Annotated in this window: 18 protein-coding genes; 6 read left to right on the top strand and 12 right to left on the bottom strand. The window is 62.8% G+C overall.

The window, feature by feature from the left end:
• Positions 1 to 4 precede the first annotated feature (4 nt).
• Positions 5 to 3259 (bottom strand): efflux RND transporter permease subunit, encoded by a 3255-nt coding sequence (locus tag IPM06_09460; GenBank protein MBK8770643.1) that lies wholly within the window; start codon positions 3257 to 3259, stop codon positions 5 to 7.
• Complete coding sequence (locus tag IPM06_09455; protein MBK8770642.1) at positions 3256 to 4263, bottom strand: efflux RND transporter periplasmic adaptor subunit; 1008 nt, start codon at positions 4261 to 4263, stop codon at positions 3256 to 3258. The genes IPM06_09460 and IPM06_09455 overlap by 4 nt, the downstream gene beginning before the upstream one ends.
• Before the next feature lie 60 nt (positions 4264 to 4323).
• Between IPM06_09455 and IPM06_09450 the strand changes: the two genes are divergently transcribed.
• Positions 4324 to 4626: a winged helix-turn-helix transcriptional regulator gene (locus tag IPM06_09450; GenBank protein MBK8770641.1), complete on the top strand. Its 303-nt coding sequence runs from the start codon at positions 4324 to 4326 to the stop codon at positions 4624 to 4626.
• Here the strand turns inward: IPM06_09450 and IPM06_09445 are convergent, their stop codons facing one another.
• The 9 genes from IPM06_09445 to IPM06_09405 all read right to left on the bottom strand — a co-directional run bounded on the left by IPM06_09445 (position 4627) and on the right by IPM06_09405 (position 13197).
• Positions 4627 to 4830, bottom strand: coding sequence for a DUF2892 domain-containing protein (locus tag IPM06_09445; GenBank protein ID MBK8770640.1), 204 nt, complete (start codon positions 4828 to 4830; stop codon positions 4627 to 4629).
• Positions 4831 to 4962: 132 nt separating this feature from the next.
• Complete coding sequence (locus IPM06_09440) at positions 4963 to 6435, bottom strand: mannitol dehydrogenase family protein (GenBank protein ID MBK8770639.1); 1473 nt, start codon at positions 6433 to 6435, stop codon at positions 4963 to 4965.
• Positions 6436 to 6442: 7 nt separating this feature from the next.
• Positions 6443 to 7213 (bottom strand): L-iditol 2-dehydrogenase, encoded by a 771-nt coding sequence (locus IPM06_09435; GenBank protein MBK8770638.1) that lies wholly within the window; start codon positions 7211 to 7213, stop codon positions 6443 to 6445.
• A complete protein-coding gene (locus tag IPM06_09430) occupies positions 7213 to 8214 on the bottom strand; it encodes an ABC transporter ATP-binding protein (GenBank protein ID MBK8770637.1) in 1002 nt (333 codons plus the stop codon). Before IPM06_09430 ends, IPM06_09435 begins: the two co-directional genes overlap by 1 nt.
• Before the next feature lies 1 nt (position 8215).
• A complete protein-coding gene (locus IPM06_09425) occupies positions 8216 to 9046 on the bottom strand; it encodes a carbohydrate ABC transporter permease (GenBank protein MBK8770636.1) in 831 nt (276 codons plus the stop codon).
• Between the two features lie 4 nt (positions 9047 to 9050).
• The gene (locus IPM06_09420; protein MBK8770635.1) at positions 9051 to 9959 is read right to left on the bottom strand and encodes a sugar ABC transporter permease; all 909 of its coding nucleotides are present in this window, start codon (positions 9957 to 9959) and stop codon (positions 9051 to 9053) included.
• 95 nt (positions 9960 to 10054) lie between these two features.
• The gene (locus IPM06_09415; protein MBK8770634.1) at positions 10055 to 11356 is read right to left on the bottom strand and encodes a sugar ABC transporter substrate-binding protein; all 1302 of its coding nucleotides are present in this window, start codon (positions 11354 to 11356) and stop codon (positions 10055 to 10057) included.
• A 170-nt stretch (positions 11357 to 11526) separates the two neighbouring features.
• The gene (locus tag IPM06_09410) at positions 11527 to 12483 is read right to left on the bottom strand and encodes a sugar-binding transcriptional regulator (GenBank protein MBK8770633.1); all 957 of its coding nucleotides are present in this window, start codon (positions 12481 to 12483) and stop codon (positions 11527 to 11529) included.
• Positions 12484 to 12492: 9 nt separating this feature from the next.
• Positions 12493 to 13197 (bottom strand): HAD family hydrolase, encoded by a 705-nt coding sequence (locus IPM06_09405; protein MBK8770632.1) that lies wholly within the window; start codon positions 13195 to 13197, stop codon positions 12493 to 12495.
• 162 nt (positions 13198 to 13359) lie between these two features.
• On the opposite strand from IPM06_09405, the gene IPM06_09400 reads away from it, so the two are divergent.
• The 5 genes from IPM06_09400 to aroQ are packed head-to-tail and all read left to right on the top strand — an operon-like array spanning position 13360 to position 17730.
• On the top strand, positions 13360 to 14754 hold the full coding sequence (locus IPM06_09400; protein ID MBK8770631.1) for a circularly permuted type 2 ATP-grasp protein: 1395 nt from the start codon (positions 13360 to 13362) through the stop codon (positions 14752 to 14754).
• Positions 14751 to 15701 (top strand): alpha-E domain-containing protein, encoded by a 951-nt coding sequence (locus IPM06_09395; GenBank protein MBK8770630.1) that lies wholly within the window; start codon positions 14751 to 14753, stop codon positions 15699 to 15701. The genes IPM06_09400 and IPM06_09395 overlap by 4 nt, the downstream gene beginning before the upstream one ends.
• 12 nt (positions 15702 to 15713) lie before the next feature.
• Positions 15714 to 16523 (top strand): transglutaminase family protein, encoded by an 810-nt coding sequence (locus tag IPM06_09390; GenBank protein MBK8770629.1) that lies wholly within the window; start codon positions 15714 to 15716, stop codon positions 16521 to 16523.
• Positions 16524 to 16549: 26 nt separating this feature from the next.
• Positions 16550 to 17281, top strand: coding sequence for a proteasome-type protease (locus IPM06_09385; protein ID MBK8770628.1), 732 nt, complete (start codon positions 16550 to 16552; stop codon positions 17279 to 17281).
• An 11-nt stretch (positions 17282 to 17292) separates the two neighbouring features.
• The gene (gene aroQ / locus IPM06_09380) at positions 17293 to 17730 is read left to right on the top strand and encodes a type II 3-dehydroquinate dehydratase (GenBank protein MBK8770627.1); all 438 of its coding nucleotides are present in this window, start codon (positions 17293 to 17295) and stop codon (positions 17728 to 17730) included.
• Here aroQ and IPM06_09375 read toward each other — a convergent pair.
• Positions 17716 to 18825, bottom strand: a complete 1110-nt coding sequence (locus tag IPM06_09375) for an NAD(P)/FAD-dependent oxidoreductase (GenBank protein MBK8770626.1) — start codon at positions 18823 to 18825, stop codon at positions 17716 to 17718. The genes aroQ and IPM06_09375 overlap by 15 nt on opposite strands.
• Between the last annotated feature and the right edge of the window lie 11 nt (positions 18826 to 18836).

Here is an 18836-nt window from a genome sequence, read left to right as displayed (position 1 = left end):
TCCCTTATGGTGGCACGTCGGTTGGAACGAATTCGTGTGATGGAGGCGCATCCGCATCCTGCGGAGGTGCCTTGTAACGAAGCGCCATGTAGATCGCCGGAATGACGATCACGGTGAGCGCTGTCGATGAGGCAAGGCCGAAGAGCAGCGAGATCGCGAGGCCCTGGAAAATGGGATCCGCCAGGATGACGACGGCGCCGATCATGGCGGCAATGGCGGTGAGCAGGATGGGCTTGAATCGGATGGCGCCGGCTTCCAGCAGAACCTCGCGCAAATCGCGGCCCTCTGTTTTCGTGTGGCGGACGAAATCCACCAGCAGGATCGAGTTGCGCACGATGATGCCGGCGAGCGCAATGAAGCCGATCATGGACGTCGCCGTGAAGGCGGCACCGAAGAGCCAGTGGCCGAACATGATGCCGATCAGGGTGAGGGGAATGGGCGTGAGGATCACCAGAGGCAGCTTGAAGGAGCCGAATTGCGCCACGACAAGAATGTAGATGCCGAGGAGCGCCACCATGAAGGCCGCTCCCATGTCGCGGAAGGTGACCCACGTCACTTCCCACTCGCCATCCCACAGCAACGCGGGCTTGCTGTCGTCCTGCGGCTGGCCGTGGAGGATCACCTCCGGCTTGACGAGGCCGGTCCAGTCCACCTGGTCGAGCGCGCGGCCCACTTCAAGCATGCCATAGACCGGCGCTTCGAAGGCCCCGGCGAGTTCGGCCTGCACCATTTCGGTTGCCTTGCCGTTGTGGCGGAAGATGGGGAAGGAGGAGAGCTCCTGCTTCACGCGGACCACGTCACCCAGTTCCACGACCCCACGGTCGCCGGGCAGGGCGTTGGCGGGCACGGGTGTGGAGAGCACACGCTCATCCAACACTCTGGATTCCTTGGAGAGCCCGAGCCGGATGGGAATGGGTTGGCGTCCCCCGCCCCGGTGCGAATAGCCGACGGTCGTCTGGGCATACAGATATTGCAGCGTGGAATAGACATCCGCCTCTTCCACCTTCTGATATTCGAGATTGTCCTGGTCGATGGCGGCGCGCAGCCGCGGCTTGCGCGTACCGAAACTGTCGTCGATGTCGACGACGAAAGGCACCCTGGCGAAGGCTTCGCGGACCTTGGTGGCGGTGGCGCGGCGCGTTTCGGCATCCGGGCCATACACTTCCGCCAGCAGCGTGGCGAGCACGGGAGGACCTGGTGGCGGCTCCACCACCTTCACGGACGCGCCGTCCGGCAGGGCGATGGATTTGAGCTGCTGGCGAAGGTCCAGCGCGATCTGATGGCTGGACCGTTCGCGGTCCGATTTGCCGGTGAGGGTGAGCTGCACGTCGCCCATCTCCGGATTGGAGCGGATGTAATAGTGCCGCACGAGGCCGTTGAAGTTGAAGGGTGCCGCGGTACCGGCATAGGACTGGATTGAAATCACTTCCGGCAGGGCCAGGGCCTTCGCGGCGATCTCGGTGAGATAGCGGCTCGTTGTTTCGACGGATGTTCCTTCCGGCAGGTCCACCACGACCTGAAGCTCCGACTTGTTGTCGAAGGGCAGGAGCTTCACCGTCACGTCCTTGCTGTAGAACAGCGCCAGGGAGGCGAGCGTGACGATACCCGTGGCGATGAGGAACAGCCAGCTCCGCGCCTTTGACTTGAGCACCGGGCGGGCGAAGAAGAGATAGACGCGGCCGAAGACACCACCCGGCGTGCCGACCGCGTGTGTATCCGCATGGGCATGGCCGCTGCCGAGCTTCATCATCAGCCAGGGCGTGACGATGACGGCGACGAAGAAGGAGAAGATCATGGCCGCCGACGCATTGGCGGGGATGGGGCTCATGTAGGGACCCATGAGGCCAGAGACGAAGAGCATGGGCAGCAAGGCGGCAACGACGGTGAGCGTTGCCACGATGGTGGGATTGCCGACTTCCGCGACGGCATCGATGGCCGCCTTGACGCGGTCACGGCCATCGCGCATGGCCCAGTGGCGTGCGATGTTCTCGATGACGACGATGGCATCATCGACAAGGATGCCGATGGAGAAGATGAGGGCGAAGAGGCTGACGCGGTTCAGCGTGTAGCCCATGATGCGCGCCGCAAAGAGCGTGAGCAGGATCGTCGTCGGAATGACGATGGCCACCACCAGTGCCTCGCGCCAGCCGATGGACAGCGCCACGAGGATGACGATGGAGATGGTGGCGAGGCCAAGGTGGAAGAGGAGTTCATTGGCCTTTTCGTTGGCGGTTTCGCCATAGTTGCGCGTGACTTCGACCTGCAGGTCTTCGGGAACGAGCGTGCCCTTCAACGCTTCAAGGCGTTCGGTCACGCGCTCGGAAATGACGACGGCGTTGGTGCCCGGCCGCTTGGCGATGGCGAGCGACACCGACGGCACCGATACCGGCCCCGCGGCGGATTTGCGGAGCGAGGTGACACGGGTCTCGGCGCTGTCTCCGGCCAAGAAAATGCGTGCGACATCGCGGACATAGACCGGACGTCCATCACGGGCGGTGAGCAGGATGTTGCCGATGTCGGATGGCGATTGCAGCGTCTGTCCCGCCATGATGGAGATCTGCTGGCCCTGTTCGCGCACCTGGCCTGCCTCGAAGGACCGGTTGGCACCTGCCACCTTTCCGGCCAACTGCTGCAGCGTGATGCCGAAGACGGACAGTTTCTCGGGATCAGGCTCGACGCGGATTTCTTCCGTCTGTTCGCCGACGATATAGGTGAGACCGATGTCATCCAGTTTGGCGAGCTCCACCTGCAATTCGCGGGCGACACGGCTGACGGCGTTGGCCGTCCAGTGGGCGGCGGCTTCCGGCTTGGGCGAAAGTGTGAGCACCACGATCGCCACGTCATCGATGCCGCGCCCGACGATCAGCGGTTCCGGGATGCCCACGGGAATGCGGTTCATGTTGGCGCGCAGCTTTTCGTGCACGCGGAGGATGGCAGCGTCCGGGCTTGTGCCCACGAGGAAACGGGCTGTCACCATGGCCCCATCGTCGCGCGTCTGCGAGTAGACGTGTTCGACGCCGTCGATGCTCTTGACGATGGTTTCCAGGGGCTCGGTGACAAGTTTCACGGCATCTTCGGCGCGCAGGCCATCGGCCCGCACGTGAATGTCCACCATGGGCACGGAAATCTGCGGTTCTTCTTCGCGCGGCAAGGTGATGAGCGCCACAAGGCCCACCATGAAGGCGGCGAGAAGGAAGAGTGGCGTGAGCGGCGAGGCGATGAAGGCGCGCGTCAGGCCACCGGCGAGGCCGAGTTTCATGGCGTGATCACCGTGTCACCGGCAGCGAGGCCGGAGAGGATTTCGACCTGTTCGCCGTCGGCGGCCGGCAGGCTGGCGCCGGTGATGACGGGTACATCAAGCGGGCCTTCGCTGCCCTTCAGCGTGACATAATCAACGCCGTGGCGGTTGCTCACCGCCGCTGCCGGAACGCTGACGACGTTGCGGGTTTCCACTGGAATCCAGACCAGAGTCCGCTCACCGACAAAATAATCGCCGAGGCCATCGACCTCGACATCGGCGATGACGCGGCCGCCTTCCAGTTCGGGGTAAACCTTGACCAGTTTGCCTGCGCGGGCCTTCTCCGCCGTGTCGGCTCCGATGCCGCGTGCGCCGACGCGCACCGTGTCGCCCTGCTGGATGCGGGCGGCGTGGCGTTCGGGCAGCGAGAGGCGCAGGAAATAACCGCCACCGGCAATGCGGGCCACCGTTTCACCCGGCATGATCACGGAGCCCTTTGTGACGGGGACGGAGAGCACACGGCCGGGTGCGGGCGCGATGACCTGGCCTTCGCTTCCCTGCTGCACGAGGACGGAACGTTCTGCCGTCGCCGCTTCAACCTGACGGGTGAGGACGTCGGACTGGGTCTGCAATGAGTCCACGCGGCTCTTGGGGACGACGCCCTGGCCCAGCAATTTCTTGCCACGCGCGAGTTCCGTGCCGGCATTGGCAAGCTCGGAACCGAGGGCTGCGATGCGGGCATCAAGGGCCTGGAGTTGCAGCGCCAGCTTGTCATCCACCACGATGGCGATGACGTCGCCGGCCTTGACGGCGCTGCCTTCCTCCACCGCGAGTGACACGATGCTGCCGCCGATACGGGCGCGGGCTGGAACCACGTCGCGGCTTTCCACCCGGGCGAAGACCGATTTGTAGTCCGGCAGGAGCTGCACCCTGACCTTCACCTCAGCGCCGTGGGCTTGCTGAATCAGGCCGAAAATGCCCAAGATGGCCGCAATTGCGCGCGTTCCCTGTTGTACCCGGCCCATGCTCATTTCAAAAACCCTTGCCAACGCCAAGCATATGTATATTTTAGAAGATACGCAAATATGAATATAGTCGAACTCAACCGTTCCGCCGAGAAGGCCAGCGACTTCCTGAAGTCCCTGGCCAACCCCAACCGTTTGCGCATTCTCTGCCTCATCATGGAAGGCGAGCGGCCGGTGGGTGAATTGGCCGAGGCCATCGGCATCAATCAGAGCGCCACGTCGCAGCACCTCGCCCTGATGCGGCGTGAGGGATTGGTGAAGTCGCGCCGCGACGGACAGACGATCTACTATCAGCTGGCGGACAAGAACGTTTCCAAGACCCTCAAGCTGCTGAGCGACCTGTTCTGCCCGCCAGGCCGCTGATTATTCGAAGGCCACGCCGGGCTTGGCGCCGAGCTTCTTGAAGACGATCGCCGCCGGACAGAACCCTGTGAAGGAAGCCTGCAGCATGTTCACGCCCGCGAAGGCGGTGAGCCACAGCCATTGTGGTGAGACGAAATGAGCAAGTGCCAGCGAGGCGAGAACGACGACACCCGCAAAACGGAGAACGGCCTTGTCGAGACACATGGGAGCGGTCCTTTCTTTATATATGTAAATTAGAATATACGCATATATAGGATAGGTGCGGGGGCTGGCAAGGCTTTCCTTGCCAGCTGGCGGAAACGCCGCAGCATGGCGTTTGAGCAGTCAGAAGGCTGTTCAGGTGCCGGCGAGATAGTCCCGCAAAGTCTGTTCGGTGCCCCTGCTCCACAGGCTGCCGAGAGCCGCGGCGAAGGCCGTACGGAATGTCTCTGACTGCGCCACCCCACCGTAAATGTCATCCATGGTGAGCCATTGCAGGGGATCATCCTTGGCCTTGCGGGCGAGCTCCTGCAGGCGGTCCCAGCTCGGGTCGTTGGGATCGATCACCTTGCCGCTTTCGCTGACGCCGTAACAGTAACGGCACCACAGCGCGGATTCAAGCGCGAGGCCCGCGATGGAGCGTCCGGCCTGCAGGTTGTCGGCGATCACCGGCACGATGAACTTGGGCTGGCGGTTGGAGCCATCGAGGCAGAGGCGGCGCTCGGTGTCGCCGATCTTGGGATTGGAAAAGCGTTTTTCGATGAGCTTGTAGTAGTCCTGGATGTCGGTGTTTGGCACCGGCGGCACAGTGGGGACGATTTCCTCCTGCTCAACCTTCTCGAAGAAAGGAAGGATGAGCGGATGCTGCATCGCCTCGTGCACGTAATGCACATCCAGCAGGCCGCCGGGATAGGCGATGACGGCATGGCCGCCGTTGAGGATGCGGATCTTCATGTATTCGAAGGGCGTCACGTCGGCGACGAATTGCGCGCCGACCTTTTCCCAGGCGGGACGGCCCAGCGGGAAATGATCCTCCACCACCCACTGCTTGAACTCCTCGCAGAACACGGGCCAATTGTCGGTGATGCCGTAGGCCGTCTCGACGAGGCCGCGCTCGCGATCCGAGGTCGCCGGCGTGATGCGGTCCACCATGGCGTTGGGGAAGGCGACATTGGCAACGACCCAATCTGCCAGCGCCGGATCGAACAGCCGCGCCAGTCCGGCGATGGCATTGCGCGTGACGACGCCATTGTGGGGAACGTTGTCACAGGACATCACGGTGTAGGGCGCAATGCCCCTGGCCTTGCGGCGCGCAAGCCCTGCAAGGATCAGTCCGAACACCGAGGTGGGGTCCTTGGGGTTTGCGGCATCGCGGGCAATGGCCGGATGCTGCGGATCGAATTTTCCCGTCGCCGGGTTGATCATGTATCCGCCTTCCGTCACCGTGAGCGAGACGATGCGAATGGCGGGGTCGGCCAATGTCTCCAGCAGACGGGTGCGGTCGGCGGGGGGAATGAAATCAATCATCGCGCCGGTGACGCGGGCCTGGCTGATGCTGGCCTCCTGTTCCACCACGGTGGTGAGGTAATCCTGGTCCGCGAGCTTCTCGCGCATGACCTCATCCGACGGCAGCACGCCTGCGCCGATGATGGCCCAGTCCTGGTCCAGCCCCATGTTGAACAGGTCGTCGAGATAGATGGCGAGATGGGCGCGGTGAAAATTGCCGACGCCGAAATGGACGATGCCGGGCGTGAGGGCGGAGCGAGCATATTTCGGAACGCTCACCGTGGCATTCAGGCCACGCACGGAACTCAGGGACAGCTTGGGCATTGTCTTCTCAACTCATCCATTGGCCGCCATCGACATTGAATGTCTGGGCGACGACATAGTCACTTTCATTGCTGGCGAGGAATACGGCGCACCCCACATGGTCCTCGGGAAGGCCCATGCGGCCATAGGGAACACCTTCGCCCACGAGGCGCTTCTTCTCGCCGAGCGGGCGGTTCTCGTATTTCGCGAAGAGCGCGTCCACATGCTCCCACATGGGCGTATCGACCACGCCGGGGGCGATGCCGTTCACGTTGATCTTGTGCTTGATGAGCGCGAGGCCCGCCGACTGCGTCAGCGAGATCACGGCGGCCTTCGAGGCACAATAAACCGCGACAAGCGGTTCGCCGCGACGGCCAGCCTGCGAGGCAAAATTGATGATCTTGCCGCCCTGCCCGCGCGCAATCATGGATTTGGCCACCGCCTGCATCATGAAGAGGACGCCCTTCACGTTGACGGCGAAGACCTTGTCGTAGCTCTTCTCGGCAATGTCCTCGAGCGGGCCCATATCGAAGATGGCGGCATTGTTGACCAGGATGTCGACGCCGCCAGCGGCCTTCTCCACCTCGGCGACGCAGGCGGCAATCGAGTCGTGCCGCGTCACATCGAGATTGAAGGCAAAGGAATTGCCGCCGATGGCCTTGGCGGTCTTCTGGGCCTCGGCGTATTCGATGTCGGCGACGCAGACGCGAGCGCCTTCCTTCACATATGCCGCAGCGATGGCTGCGCCGATTCCGCGCGCGCCTCCGGTCACGATGGCGGTCTTGCCTTTCAGTCGCATCAGCGGATCACCTTGCCGTTGTCATCAAATTTGTGCAGACGCGCCATATCGGGCTTCAGGACGATCTTGTCACCATCCTTTCCGCGGAAGTCGCCGGGGGCGCGCACGACGAGGCGGCCTGCGGTTTCGGTATCGACATGGAGGAAACTGTCGGCGCCCAGATGCTCGGCGAGCGCAATGGTGCCGCCCCAGCCGCCCCGGCCCGATGCGATCTCCAGATGTTCCGGCCGGATGCCGATGGTCTTGGCCTTGTGCTTTTCCGCTTCCGCGCCGGTGACGAAGTTCATCTTCGGCGAGCCGATGAAGCCCGCCACGAACAGCGAGTCCGGATTGTTGTAGAGGTCGAGCGGTGAACCCACCTGCTCGATGTTGCCACGGTTGAGGACGACGATGCGGTCCGCCATGGTCATGGCTTCCACCTGATCATGGGTGACGTAGATCATCGTGGTGCCGAGGTCCTTGTGCAGCTGCATGATGAAGACCCGCATGTTGACGCGGAGCGCTGCATCTAGATTGGAGAGCGGTTCGTCAAACAGGAAGGCTTCCGGCTGGCGCACGATGGCGCGCCCGATGGCGACGCGCTGGCGCTGGCCGCCCGACAATTGACGGGGCTTGCGGTCGAGATATTCAGTGAGGTTCAAGGTAGCCGCAGCCTTGGCGACCTTCTGGTCGATCTCGGCGGGTGGCATGCCCGCCATCTTGAGCCCGAAGGCAATGTTGTTACGCACGCTCATGTGGGGATAGAGCGCGTAGGACTGGAACACCATGGCGAGGCCGCGCTGGGAGGGAGCGGCATCGGTGACATTCTTGCCGTCGATTTCGATCGTGCCGGAGGTGAGGTCCTCCAGCCCGGCGATCAGCCGCAGCAGCGTGGACTTGCCGCAGCCGGACGGACCCACAAAGACGACGAACTCGCCGTTGCGGATGTCCAGATTGGCGTTGGGGATGATGTTGGCATCGCCAAAGGACTTGCGGACGTTCTTGAGTGAAATCGTTCCCATGTTACTTCACCGCTCCGAATGTGAGGCCGCGTACGAGTTGTTTCTGGGCGAACCAGCCGAGGACGAGAATGGGGGCAATGGCCATGGTGGAGGCGGCCGAGAGCTTGGCCCAGAACAGGCCTTCCGGCGAAGAATAGCTGGCGATGAACTGCGTCAGCGGTGCCGCATCCTTGGTGGTCAGCGCCAATGTCCAGAAGGCTTCATTCCAGGCGAGGATGACGTTGAGCAGCACGGTCGAGGCAATGCCCGGCACGGCCATGGGGGTGAGGACATAGACCAGTTCCTTCCACACGTTGGCGCCGTCCATGCGGGAGGCTTCGAGGATCTCCGCCGGGATTTCCTTGAAGTAGGTGTAGAGCATCCAGATGATGATCGGGAGGTTGAGCAGCATCAGCACGGTGATGATGCCGCCGCGCGAATCGAGAAGGCCGAAGTCGCGGAAGATCAGGTAGATCGGGATGAGGGCGCCCACCGGCGGCATCATCTTGGTGGAGAGCATCCACATCAGCAGGTCCTTGGTCTTCTTGCCCGGTGCAAAGGCCATGCCCCAGGCGGAGGGAATGGCGATGATGAGTGCGAAGGCGGTGGAGCCCAGTGCAAGGATGATCGAGTTCATCGCGAACTTGATGTAGTCGGAACGTTCCTGCACCACGCCATAATTCTCGGTGGTCCAGTCGAAGAACAGGAACTTCGGCGGAATGAGGATGGCGTCGCCTTCCGACTTGAAGCTGGTCAGGATGGTCCAGAGGATCGGAAAGAAGATCACGAAGGCGATGGACCAGGCGAGGATGGTGAAGAACCATTTGCGACGGGTGGAAACTGCGCGTGCCATGGTTTCAGCCCTCCAGGTTCTTGCCAATCATGCGCATCAGGAAGAATGCGACGATGTTGGCGAGGACAACCGCAATGAGTCCGCCGGCCGACGCACCGCCGATGTCGTTCGAAATGAGGCCGTACTGATAGACGAGGAACGGCAGGTTGCCCGCGCGCCCGCCGGAGCCCGAGACGTAAATCTCGGCGAAGACGTTCAGCAGGAAGATGGTCTCGATCAGCACGACCACCGTCACGGGCCGGGCAAGGTGCGGCAGGATCATGTACCAGAAGAAGGAGAGCGGCGGCGTGCCATCCATCTGGGCTGCTTCCTTCTGCTCCTCATCAAAGGATTGCAGCGCGGTGAGCAGAATGAGGGTGGCGAAGGGCAGCCACTGCCAGGCCACCATGATGACGATGGCGGTCATGGGATAATGGGCGAACCAGTCGATGGCACCGAGACCCAGCGACTTGGTGATCCAGGCGATGAAGCCCTGCACGGGATGCATCATCATATTCTTCCAGACCAGCGCCGAGACGGTGGGCATGACGAAGAAGGGAGCGATCACCATGAGGCGGACGATGTTGCGGCCCATGATGGCCTGATCGAGCAGGAGTGCCAGCAATGTTCCGCCCACCACCGAAATGAGCAGCACCCACCCGACCAGGATGAGCGAATTGGCCATGGCCTTGAAGAAGGCGGGGTCGGTGAGGAAGTAATAGTAATTGGTGGTACCGGCAAAGCAGCGGTTGGCTTCGTCGAAAAGCTGGCCGGGGGTCAGCAGCGAACAGGCGTAGTTGGGATCAAGCAGATTGTAACGCAGGAGCGAGAACCAGATGGTCATCGCCAGCGGAACAATCATCCAGAGGAAGAGCGCGATAACCGAGGGAGCGACCGCGAGGCGGCCGAGACTGCGGGATTGCTGTGTCGCCATGGTACCCACCACCTGTTCGAGGGGCCGCGCGGGGCGGCGATTGGAGGCTGCCCAGCATAGCGCCGGACAGCCCCGTCGTCATGGGAGGTCTGCGGTTACTTGATGTAGCCCGCTTTCGTCATCTCGCGGGTTGCGACGTCCTGCGCTTCGGCAAGGGCGTCATCCGCGCTCTTTTCGCCAGCAAGTGCTGCCGAGAAGATCTGGCCCACCGTCGTGGCAAGGCCGGCAAATTCCGGGATGGCCACGAACTGCACGCCAACATAAGGCACCGGCTTCACCGTCGGCTTCGTCGGATCAGCCGAGTTGATGGAGTCGAGCGTCATCTTGGCGAAAGGAACCTTGGCGTATTCCGGGTTGGCATAGAGAGACGTGCGCGTGCCCGGAGGAACGTTGGCCCAGCCTTCCTTGGCGGCCACGATTTCCGTGTAGTGCTTCGAGGTGGCCCAGCTGATGAACTTCTGGGCGGCCTCTTCCTTCTGCGTGCCGGCGGGAATGGCCAGCGACCAAGCCCACAGCCAGTTGCCGCGCTTGCCGAGGCCCTTGTCAGGCGCCAGCGCGAAGCCAACCTTGTCGGCAACCGTCGAGTCCTTGCCGGTCACGAAGGACGCGGCGACCGTGGCGTCGATCCACATGCCACACTTGCCCGCGTTGAACAGTGCCAGATTCTCGTTGAAGCCGTTGGACGACGCGCCGGGAGGGCCATCGGCCTTCAGGAGTTCAAGATAGAAGTTGAGGGCGTCTTTCCATTCCGGTGAATCGAACTGGGGCTTCCAGTTCTCGTCAAACCAGCGGGCGCCGAAGGAGTTGGACGTGGCGGTGATGAACGCCATGTTCTCACCCCAACCGGCCTTGCCGCGCAGGCACACGCCGTAGATTTCCTTGTCCTTGTTGGTGATCTTGTCGGCAATGCGCTTGATGTCGTCCCAGGTGGGTGCGTCAGGCATCTTCTCGCCGGCAGCGTCCACGAGGTCCTTGCGGTACATCACCATGGAGCTTTCGCCGTAGAAGGGCGCAGCCATCAGCTTGCCGTCAACCGTGAGGCCGCCTGCGATGGCGGGCAGGAGATCGGCCGGATCATCGACCTGCGTCAGCGGCACGAGCCAGCCCTTCTTGCCCCAGATCGGCACTTCGTACGTGCCAATGGTGAGGACGTCGAACTGTCCTCCCTTGGTGGCGATGTCGGTCGTCACCTTTTCGCGCAGCACGTTCTCTTCGAGTGTCACCCACTCGAGCGAGATGTCCGGATTGGCCTTCGTGAAGTCATCCGTCAGTCCCTGCATGCGGATCATGTCGCCGTTGTTCACGGTGGCGATGGTCAGCTTCGTTTCAGCCAGCGCCGTGGTGGACAGCGCCGCAATGGCGAGCGCGCCAAGCACGCCCTTCAGCTTCAATTTCATGGTTTAACCTCCCAAGTGAAACCGTGGGCTTTTGCCCACGTCACGGGAATATGTCACATTCGAAAACGCGCCGAGTCAAGCCAGATTCGTCGCTGCAGTGCGACGAAGCGCTCTTCGCTGTCGCAGTAAGTACCTGTAATATTTCTATAATTTGATTATTGGGCAATCGCCTATTTCGATAGCAATTGCCCAGCCATGGTCTCATTGGTGATCAGGCCATTGATCAAACGGCCCGCCAGCGCCCCTTGTATGGCCTTGTAGCGGCCAGGCGCCATGGCGACGCCTATGACGCGGCGGCGGGCCGGCGTTTCGAGGGGAACACTGAGCACCCGGTCGTTGACGAGACCCTCCGTGAGTTGACCATCGGCATCGAAACTCCAGCCGGTGATCTCGCCCACGGCGCCCGCCTTCATCATGGCGCGGATTTCGTCGGCGCGGACAAATCCGTCGCGCAGCATGGCGGAGGAATCGTCCACCGTACCGATGCCGACGAAGCTCACGTCTGCCTGGGCTGCAAGATCCATGACGTTGCGGAGCGACTTCTGCGTGACGAGAAGGTTCTTCTCATGCACCGTCGCGGTCACCACAGGAAACGGCATGGGATAATGCGGCGCGCCCACGCGGTCTCCGACGCGCGACGCAACGTCGAACACGGTTGCCGACCCATCGGGCCCGATGTTGCCGACGAGCGAGACGATCTTGTGCTGGGGGCATTCCATCGGGCTCACCTGCTCGGCAACGGCGCGCAATGTGCGCCCGGTACCGAGACCGATGATGACGGGATGTTGCGAGACGAGATAGCGCTCCATCTCGGTCGCTGCCGCTTCCACGATGCCCAGCGTTTCGGAATGGGAAGCGGGATCGGCCGGTACCACCTCGCAGGTTTCCAGGCCGAAGCGTTCCTTCATGCGGTCGGAGAGTTCAAGGCAGCGGCCGAGCGGATGATCAAAGCGCACCTTGATGAGGCGCTCGGTGACGGCGAGCGAGACGAGGCGCTGGGCCGTCTGGCGCGAGACGCCGAGCTTGCGGGCGATCTCGTCCTGGGTATTTCCGGCGATATAGTAGAGCCATCCCGCGCGGGCGGCATCATCCAGCCGTTCCTTTTCGGGTTCAGGTTTGCGCGCCACGGCTGCTCCTCATGCGGGATGTGCTACACGGGCGGGCGCACAAATGCCAGCATCGGCGAAAACACGGTGAAGCTCCGCCATATCGGCGATGGTGCGGTCGGCGGTGAGGCCGTCGGGCAAATCATATCCCATCTGCATGTGCACACCGCCGCGGAAATGCCAGACCGCCATGCCGGCCGCGCGGGCCGCAAGGATACCCATCTCGCTGTCTTCGATCACGAGGCAGGCGGCAGGGTCTGCGTTCAACCTGCTGGCTGCGAGCAGCAGGAGATCGGGTGCGGGCTTGCCGTGGGCGACTTCCGATGCCGTGCTGCAGCGGCCCGCGAAGAACGGCGCCAGCCCCGTCACCTGCAAGGAGGTGGCGAGGCGTTCGGGCGAACTGCTGGTGGCCAGGCAATAGGGAAGGCGGATCGTTTCCAGCACCTCCGTCACGCCCCCCATGGGTTTCAGGTCGTGGCGCATGCGCTCCAGCAGGCGGCCGCGGTAGCGCATCTGGAAATCATCCGGCATGGGGCGGCCAAAGCGTTGCAGCACGCGCTTCGCCGCGCTGGCAAAGCTGCGGCCGAGAAAATCCGTGCGGAAAATCTCGTCGGTGATGGGGAGTCCGATCTCCGCCATCATGCCCATGAGCACGCCAGCCGACAGGCCCTCGCTGTCCACCAGAACACCGTCGCAATCGAAAATCACGTGGCTGACAGGCTGTCCGTTGGTCACGGGCTTTCATCTCCCCGCTCCAGACATGCCAAAGGCCCAGGCTCCGTGCAAGTTTTCGCCGCTGGCCTGCTGCAAATTGCATCAGCGCCGCCCTTGCCAAGTCCGAAGGTTTGACGCCATCATGCGCGGCAGGGAGACAGTGTGGCGAACATCTTCAATGAAATGCAGGACAAGGGCGGGCAGGTGCGTAGCCCATACCTGCGGGTGGGAGATTGGCTGAAGACGCTGACGCGCAAGGACGCAGAACGCGCCCGCCAGGAGGCAGAGAACCGTTTCCGCCGGCAGGGCATCACCTTTGCCGTCTATGGCGATGAAGAGGCAGCCGAACGCCTGATCCCCTTCGACATCATTCCGCGCGTCTTCGCGGCCTCTGAATGGCGGCGGCTTTCGGCCGGTATCGAGCAACGGGTGCGCGCACTCAACGCCTTCATCCACGACATCTACCACCGCCAGGAAATCCTGCGCGCGGGGCGCATCCCGGCCAGCGTCATCGTGCAAAACGCCGCCTTCGTGCCCGAAATGATGGGGGTCGATCCGGCGCGCGGCATCTATGCCCACATCATCGGCATCGACATCGTGCGCATCAGCGAGAACGAATTCTACGTGCTGGAAGACAATTGCCGCACGCCGTCCGGTGTTTCCTACATGCTGGAAGACCGGGAAACGATGATGCACCTGTTCCCGGAACTGTTTGCACACCAGCGCGTGGCACCGGTCGAGAACTACCCCTCGCTGCTGCGCAAGACCCTGGAAAGCGTGGCACCCGCGGCCTGCGATGGTGAACCCACCATCGTGGTTCTGACGCCCGGCATTCACAACTCGGCCTTCTTCGAACACGCCTTCCTTGCTGATGAAATGGGGGCGGAACTGTGCGAGGGCGACGACCTGTTCGTGATGGACGGGGCACTCTACATGCGCACCACGCAGGAACCCAAGCGCGTTGACGTGGTGTACCGCCGCATCGACGATGCCTTCCTCGATCCGCTTACCTTCCGGCCCGATTCCTCCATCGGCGTGCCGGGCCTGTTCGATCTGTACCGGGCGGGCAAGGTGACGATCGTCAATGCGCCGGGGACGGGCATTGCCGACGACAAGTCGATCTATACCTACCTGCCAGACGTCATCGAGTTCTACACGGGCGAAAAGCCGCTGCTGAAGAACGTTCCGACCTGGCGCTGCTCGGACACGCAATCCCTTACCTATGTGCTGGAACACCTGCATGAACTGGTTGTGAAGGAGGTGCATGGCTCGGGCGGCTACGGCATGCTGGTGGGACCGACATCCTCCAAGAAGGAGATCGAGCAGTTCCGGGCACGGCTGAAGGCCAACCCGGCCAACTACATTGCCCAGCCAACGCTGGCGCTCTCGGCGGTGCCGACTTACACGGCGTCGGGCGTCGCACCCCGCCATGTCGATCTCCGGCCCTTCGTCCTGTCGGGCGACCGCGTGCGCATCACCCCCGGCGGGTTGACGCGCGTGGCGCTCAAGAAGGGTTCGCTGGTGGTGAACTCCAGCCAAGGCGGGGGCACCAAAGACACCTGGGTGCTGGAGGACTGATGCTCGGACGCACCGCCGCCTCGCTGTTCTGGATGTCGCGCTACATGGAGCGGGCCGAGAACATGGCGCGCCTTCTGGAAGTGGGCCACCGCATCTCGCTGATGCCGGGCGCGATCGAGGGGCACCGCGACGAGTGGCGCTCGACCCTGCTCAGCGCGGCGAGCGAGCAGACTTATTCCAACAAATTCGACACGATCACCGGCCCGCAGGTGGCGGACTTCCTCATCTTCGACGAGAGCAATCCGTCCAGCATCCGCTCCATCATCCGCACTGCGCGCAACAATGGGCGGGCCGTGCGCACCGCCCTCACACGTGACGTATGGGAGAGCATCAACACCACATGGAACGAACTTGTGGCGGTGAAGGCGAGCGAACTCACGCCCGACCGCCTGCCCGTTTTCCTCGACTGGGTGAAGCAGCGGTCCATGTCGTTCCGGGGCGCCGTACTGGGGACGATGCTGCGCAACGAGAACTACTATTTCAGCCAGCTCGGAAATTTCATCGAGCGCGCCGACAACACGGCGCGCATCCTCGACGTCAAGTATTTCATCCTGCTGCCCAAGCCTTCCGACGTGGGCAGCGATATCGACACGCACCAGTGGGGCCAGATCCTGCGCAGTGTCTCCGCCCACCGGGCCTACCGCTGGTTCTATCGCAACAGCGGCTACAAGCCGTGGCTCGTGGCCGAGTTCCTGATCCTGCGCGAGGAAATGCCGCGTTCGCTGCTGTTCAGTTCGGCATGGATCTGCACGGCGCTTGCGGGCCTCAGTGCCCTTCACAGCAAGCGCTACAGCGTGCATGACCAAGCCGAAGAAACGCGCGACCGCTTGCGCAACGGCCGCATGGAAGACATTTTCCAGAGCGGGCTTCACGAATACCTGCAGCACTTCATCCTTTCCAACAACCAGTTGTCGCGCGACATCGGCGCGACCTACAATTTCCCGTGAGGCCCGGCTGACATGCGCCTCAAGATCCAGCACGCCACCCGTTACGACTACGACGCCGCTCCGTCCTACCTGGTGCAGCGGCTGCATCTGACGCCTGTTGACTTCGATGGCCAGCGTACGATCTCGTGGAAGATTACGGCACCGGGCATGGACAGCAGCCTTCGCCACCGCGACGGCTTCGGCAACATCACCCATCTCCTGACGGTGCGCGGCCACTGCGGACCCCTGGTAGTGGAGGCGGAAGGGATCGTTGATACGGAAGAACGTTCCGGTGTGGTGCGCGGCATCGCGAGCACGATGCCGGACACCGTGTACCTGCGCCACACGGCGGCCACCCAACTGAACCCGGCCCTCACGGCATTCCTGAAACGCTTCGACACCCGCGTGCCGACGCTCGACCTCGCGCATCGCATCATGGCCGACATCCATGAGGCGGTGGCCTACGAGACGGGCAGCACGCACGCCCACACGACCGCAAGCGAAGCCTTCCGCGACGGCAGGGGCGTGTGCCAGGACCACGCCCACATCATGATTGCCGTGGCCCGGGGCCTTGGCCTGCCCGCCCGCTACGTGACCGGCTACCTGGTCACGGGCATTGGCGCGTCGGCCTCCGCGGCCCATGCCTGGGCGGAGATTGCCGTCCCGGACCTGGGCTGGGTGGGGTTTGACGCGGCCAACGGACAATCCCCCACCGACCATTACGTGCGCATCGCCGCCGGGCTTGACGCGGCCGCGGTGGTGCCCGTGCGCGGTTTCCGCCGGGGTGGGGCGGGCACGGAACAGATGACGGTTGAAGTCCGCGTCGAGATTGCGCAACAGTGACCGAAACGGCTTCGGAATCCTGATTCATGACCTATTGCGTGGGAATGCTGCTCGACAAGGGCCTTGTGATGGCCGCCGATACCCGCACCAATGCGGGCGTCGACAACGTCGGCAAGTTCAAGAAACTCTATTGCTGGGAACACCCCGGCGAGCGCGTTTTCGTGCTGCTCACGGCGGGCAACCTCGCCATCACGCAAGCCGTGGTCAGCGTCCTCAACGAGCATGAAGACCATCCCCCCGAAACGGGTGACACGCTGAAGACCTCCTCCACCATGTTCCAGGCGGCGCAGGTGGTAGGCGATGCGGTGCGGGAGGTGAAGGCCATGGATGCAGCGCACCTTACCTCCAACGGCGAAGCCTTTGCCGCGAGCTTTATCTTCGGCGGGCAGATCGGAACAGAGCGTCCGCGCCTGTTCAACATCTACGCGGCGGGCAATTTCATCGAGGCGACGCCTGACACACCCTTCTTCCAGATCGGCGAACACAAGTATGGCAAGCCGATCCTCGACCGCGTGGCGCGCAGCGACATGGAACTGGGAGAGGCGGCGAAGATGGTTCTGCTCTCGTTTGATTCCACCTTGCGCTCAAACCTCAGCGTCGGCCTGCCCATCGACCTTCTCACATACGAGACGGGATCGCTCAAGGTGGAGCACACCAAGCGCATCGGGCTGGACGATCCCTATTTCAAGATGCTGTCCACGGAATGGTCGAAAGCCCTGCGGACGGCGTTTGCCAATATCGAAGCACTGGACATCTGACGGAGCGGGCGATGAGCAAGACGATCTTCATCCTCAACGGACCAAACCTCAACCTGCTTGGCAAGCGCCAGCCGGAGATTTACGGCCGTGAAACACTGGCCGATGTGGAAGCGCAGTGCGCCGAGGCGGGAAAGCCGCCCGGGCTTGCGGTTGTGATGCGCCAATCCAACAGCGAAGGTGAACTTGTGGGCTGGATTCACGAGGCCCGCGAAAAGGCCAAGGGCATCATCATCAATCCTGGCGCCTACACGCACACCTCCATTGCCATTCTCGATGCACTGAATGCCTTTGAAGGACCGGTGCTGGAAGTGCACGTCAGCAACGTGCACAAGCGCGAGGCTTTCCGGCATCACTCCTATGTCTCGCTGCGGGCCGATGGCGTGATCGCGGGCTTTGGCGTGGAAGGTTATGCGCTGGCCATGCGGCGCATGGGATCATTGCTGAAGTAGGTTGCTCACGGCTTCGGCGATGGCCAGCGAACTGGTGAGGCCGGGCGATTCAATTCCGAACAGGTTGACGAGACCGGGCAATCCGTGAACGGATGGTCCGTCCATGCGGAAATCGGCAAAGCCTGCGTCCGGTCCGTGGATCTTCGGGCGCACACCGGCATAGGCTGGGGCGATGTCACGCGCCGCCAGCCCCGGCCAGTAGGGCAGGCAGGCTGCGCGGAAACGCTCCACGGCCTCGTCCGGCACCGTGTAGTCGAGCGTCTCGATCCAGGTGATGTCGGGACCGAGGCGCACCTGGCCCTGCATGTCCAGCGTTGCGTGGATGCCGAGGGCGCCGGGGACGGGAACCGGATAGATGAGACGGCTGAACGGCGATTTGCCCGAGACGGAACAGTAGCAGCCCTTGGCGAGCCAGTGGCCCGGCAGGTGAGCGGGTGAAAGGCCTTCCGTGGCGCGGGCCACATCCCATGCGCCAAGTCCCGCGGCATTGATGAGGAGCTTGCACTCCATGTCAAAGCCCTCGCCTGCGGACTCGAGCGTGAGGGCATAACCGCCGTTTACGGGCCGCGCTGACAGAAGCCTGGTGTGCAATGCAAGGGTGGCGCCGTTCGCCTCTGCCGCGCCAAGCAGCGCCATCATCAGGCCACGCCCATCCACAATTCCCGTGCGGGGCGAGAGCAAGGCCGCGGTGCAATTCACTTCCGGCTCCAGCGCCCGCGCTTCCTGCGCGGTGAGACGCTGCAGGTCTGTCACGCCACAGGCGGCCGCTTGCTTTGTGATGGCGTCCAGCTTGGCGTGTTCTTCGCTCCGCGTTGCCACGATCAGCTTGCCGAGCGGCCGCGCCGCCACACCGTGGACCTCACAGAATTCATACAGGAGATCACGGCCACGCGCGCACAGCTTCGCCTTCAGGCTGCCGGGTGGGTAATAAATTCCAGCGTGGATGACTTCGGAATTCCGCGATGACGTGCCAGTGCCGATATCGGCCGCGGACTCGATGATGAGCACATCACGCCCGGCGGCCGAAAGTGCGCGCGCGATGGCAAGGCCCACGACGCCTGCACCCACCACAACTGCTTCAACCTTTTCCGACATGGGAGCTCTGT

Source organism: Hyphomicrobiales bacterium (assembly GCA_016710435.1).
Classification (GTDB): Bacteria; Pseudomonadota; Alphaproteobacteria; order Rhizobiales; family Aestuariivirgaceae; genus Aestuariivirga.
The sequence above is the reverse complement of the archived record's forward strand: the minus strand, read 5'-3'. Positions and strand labels throughout refer to the sequence as shown.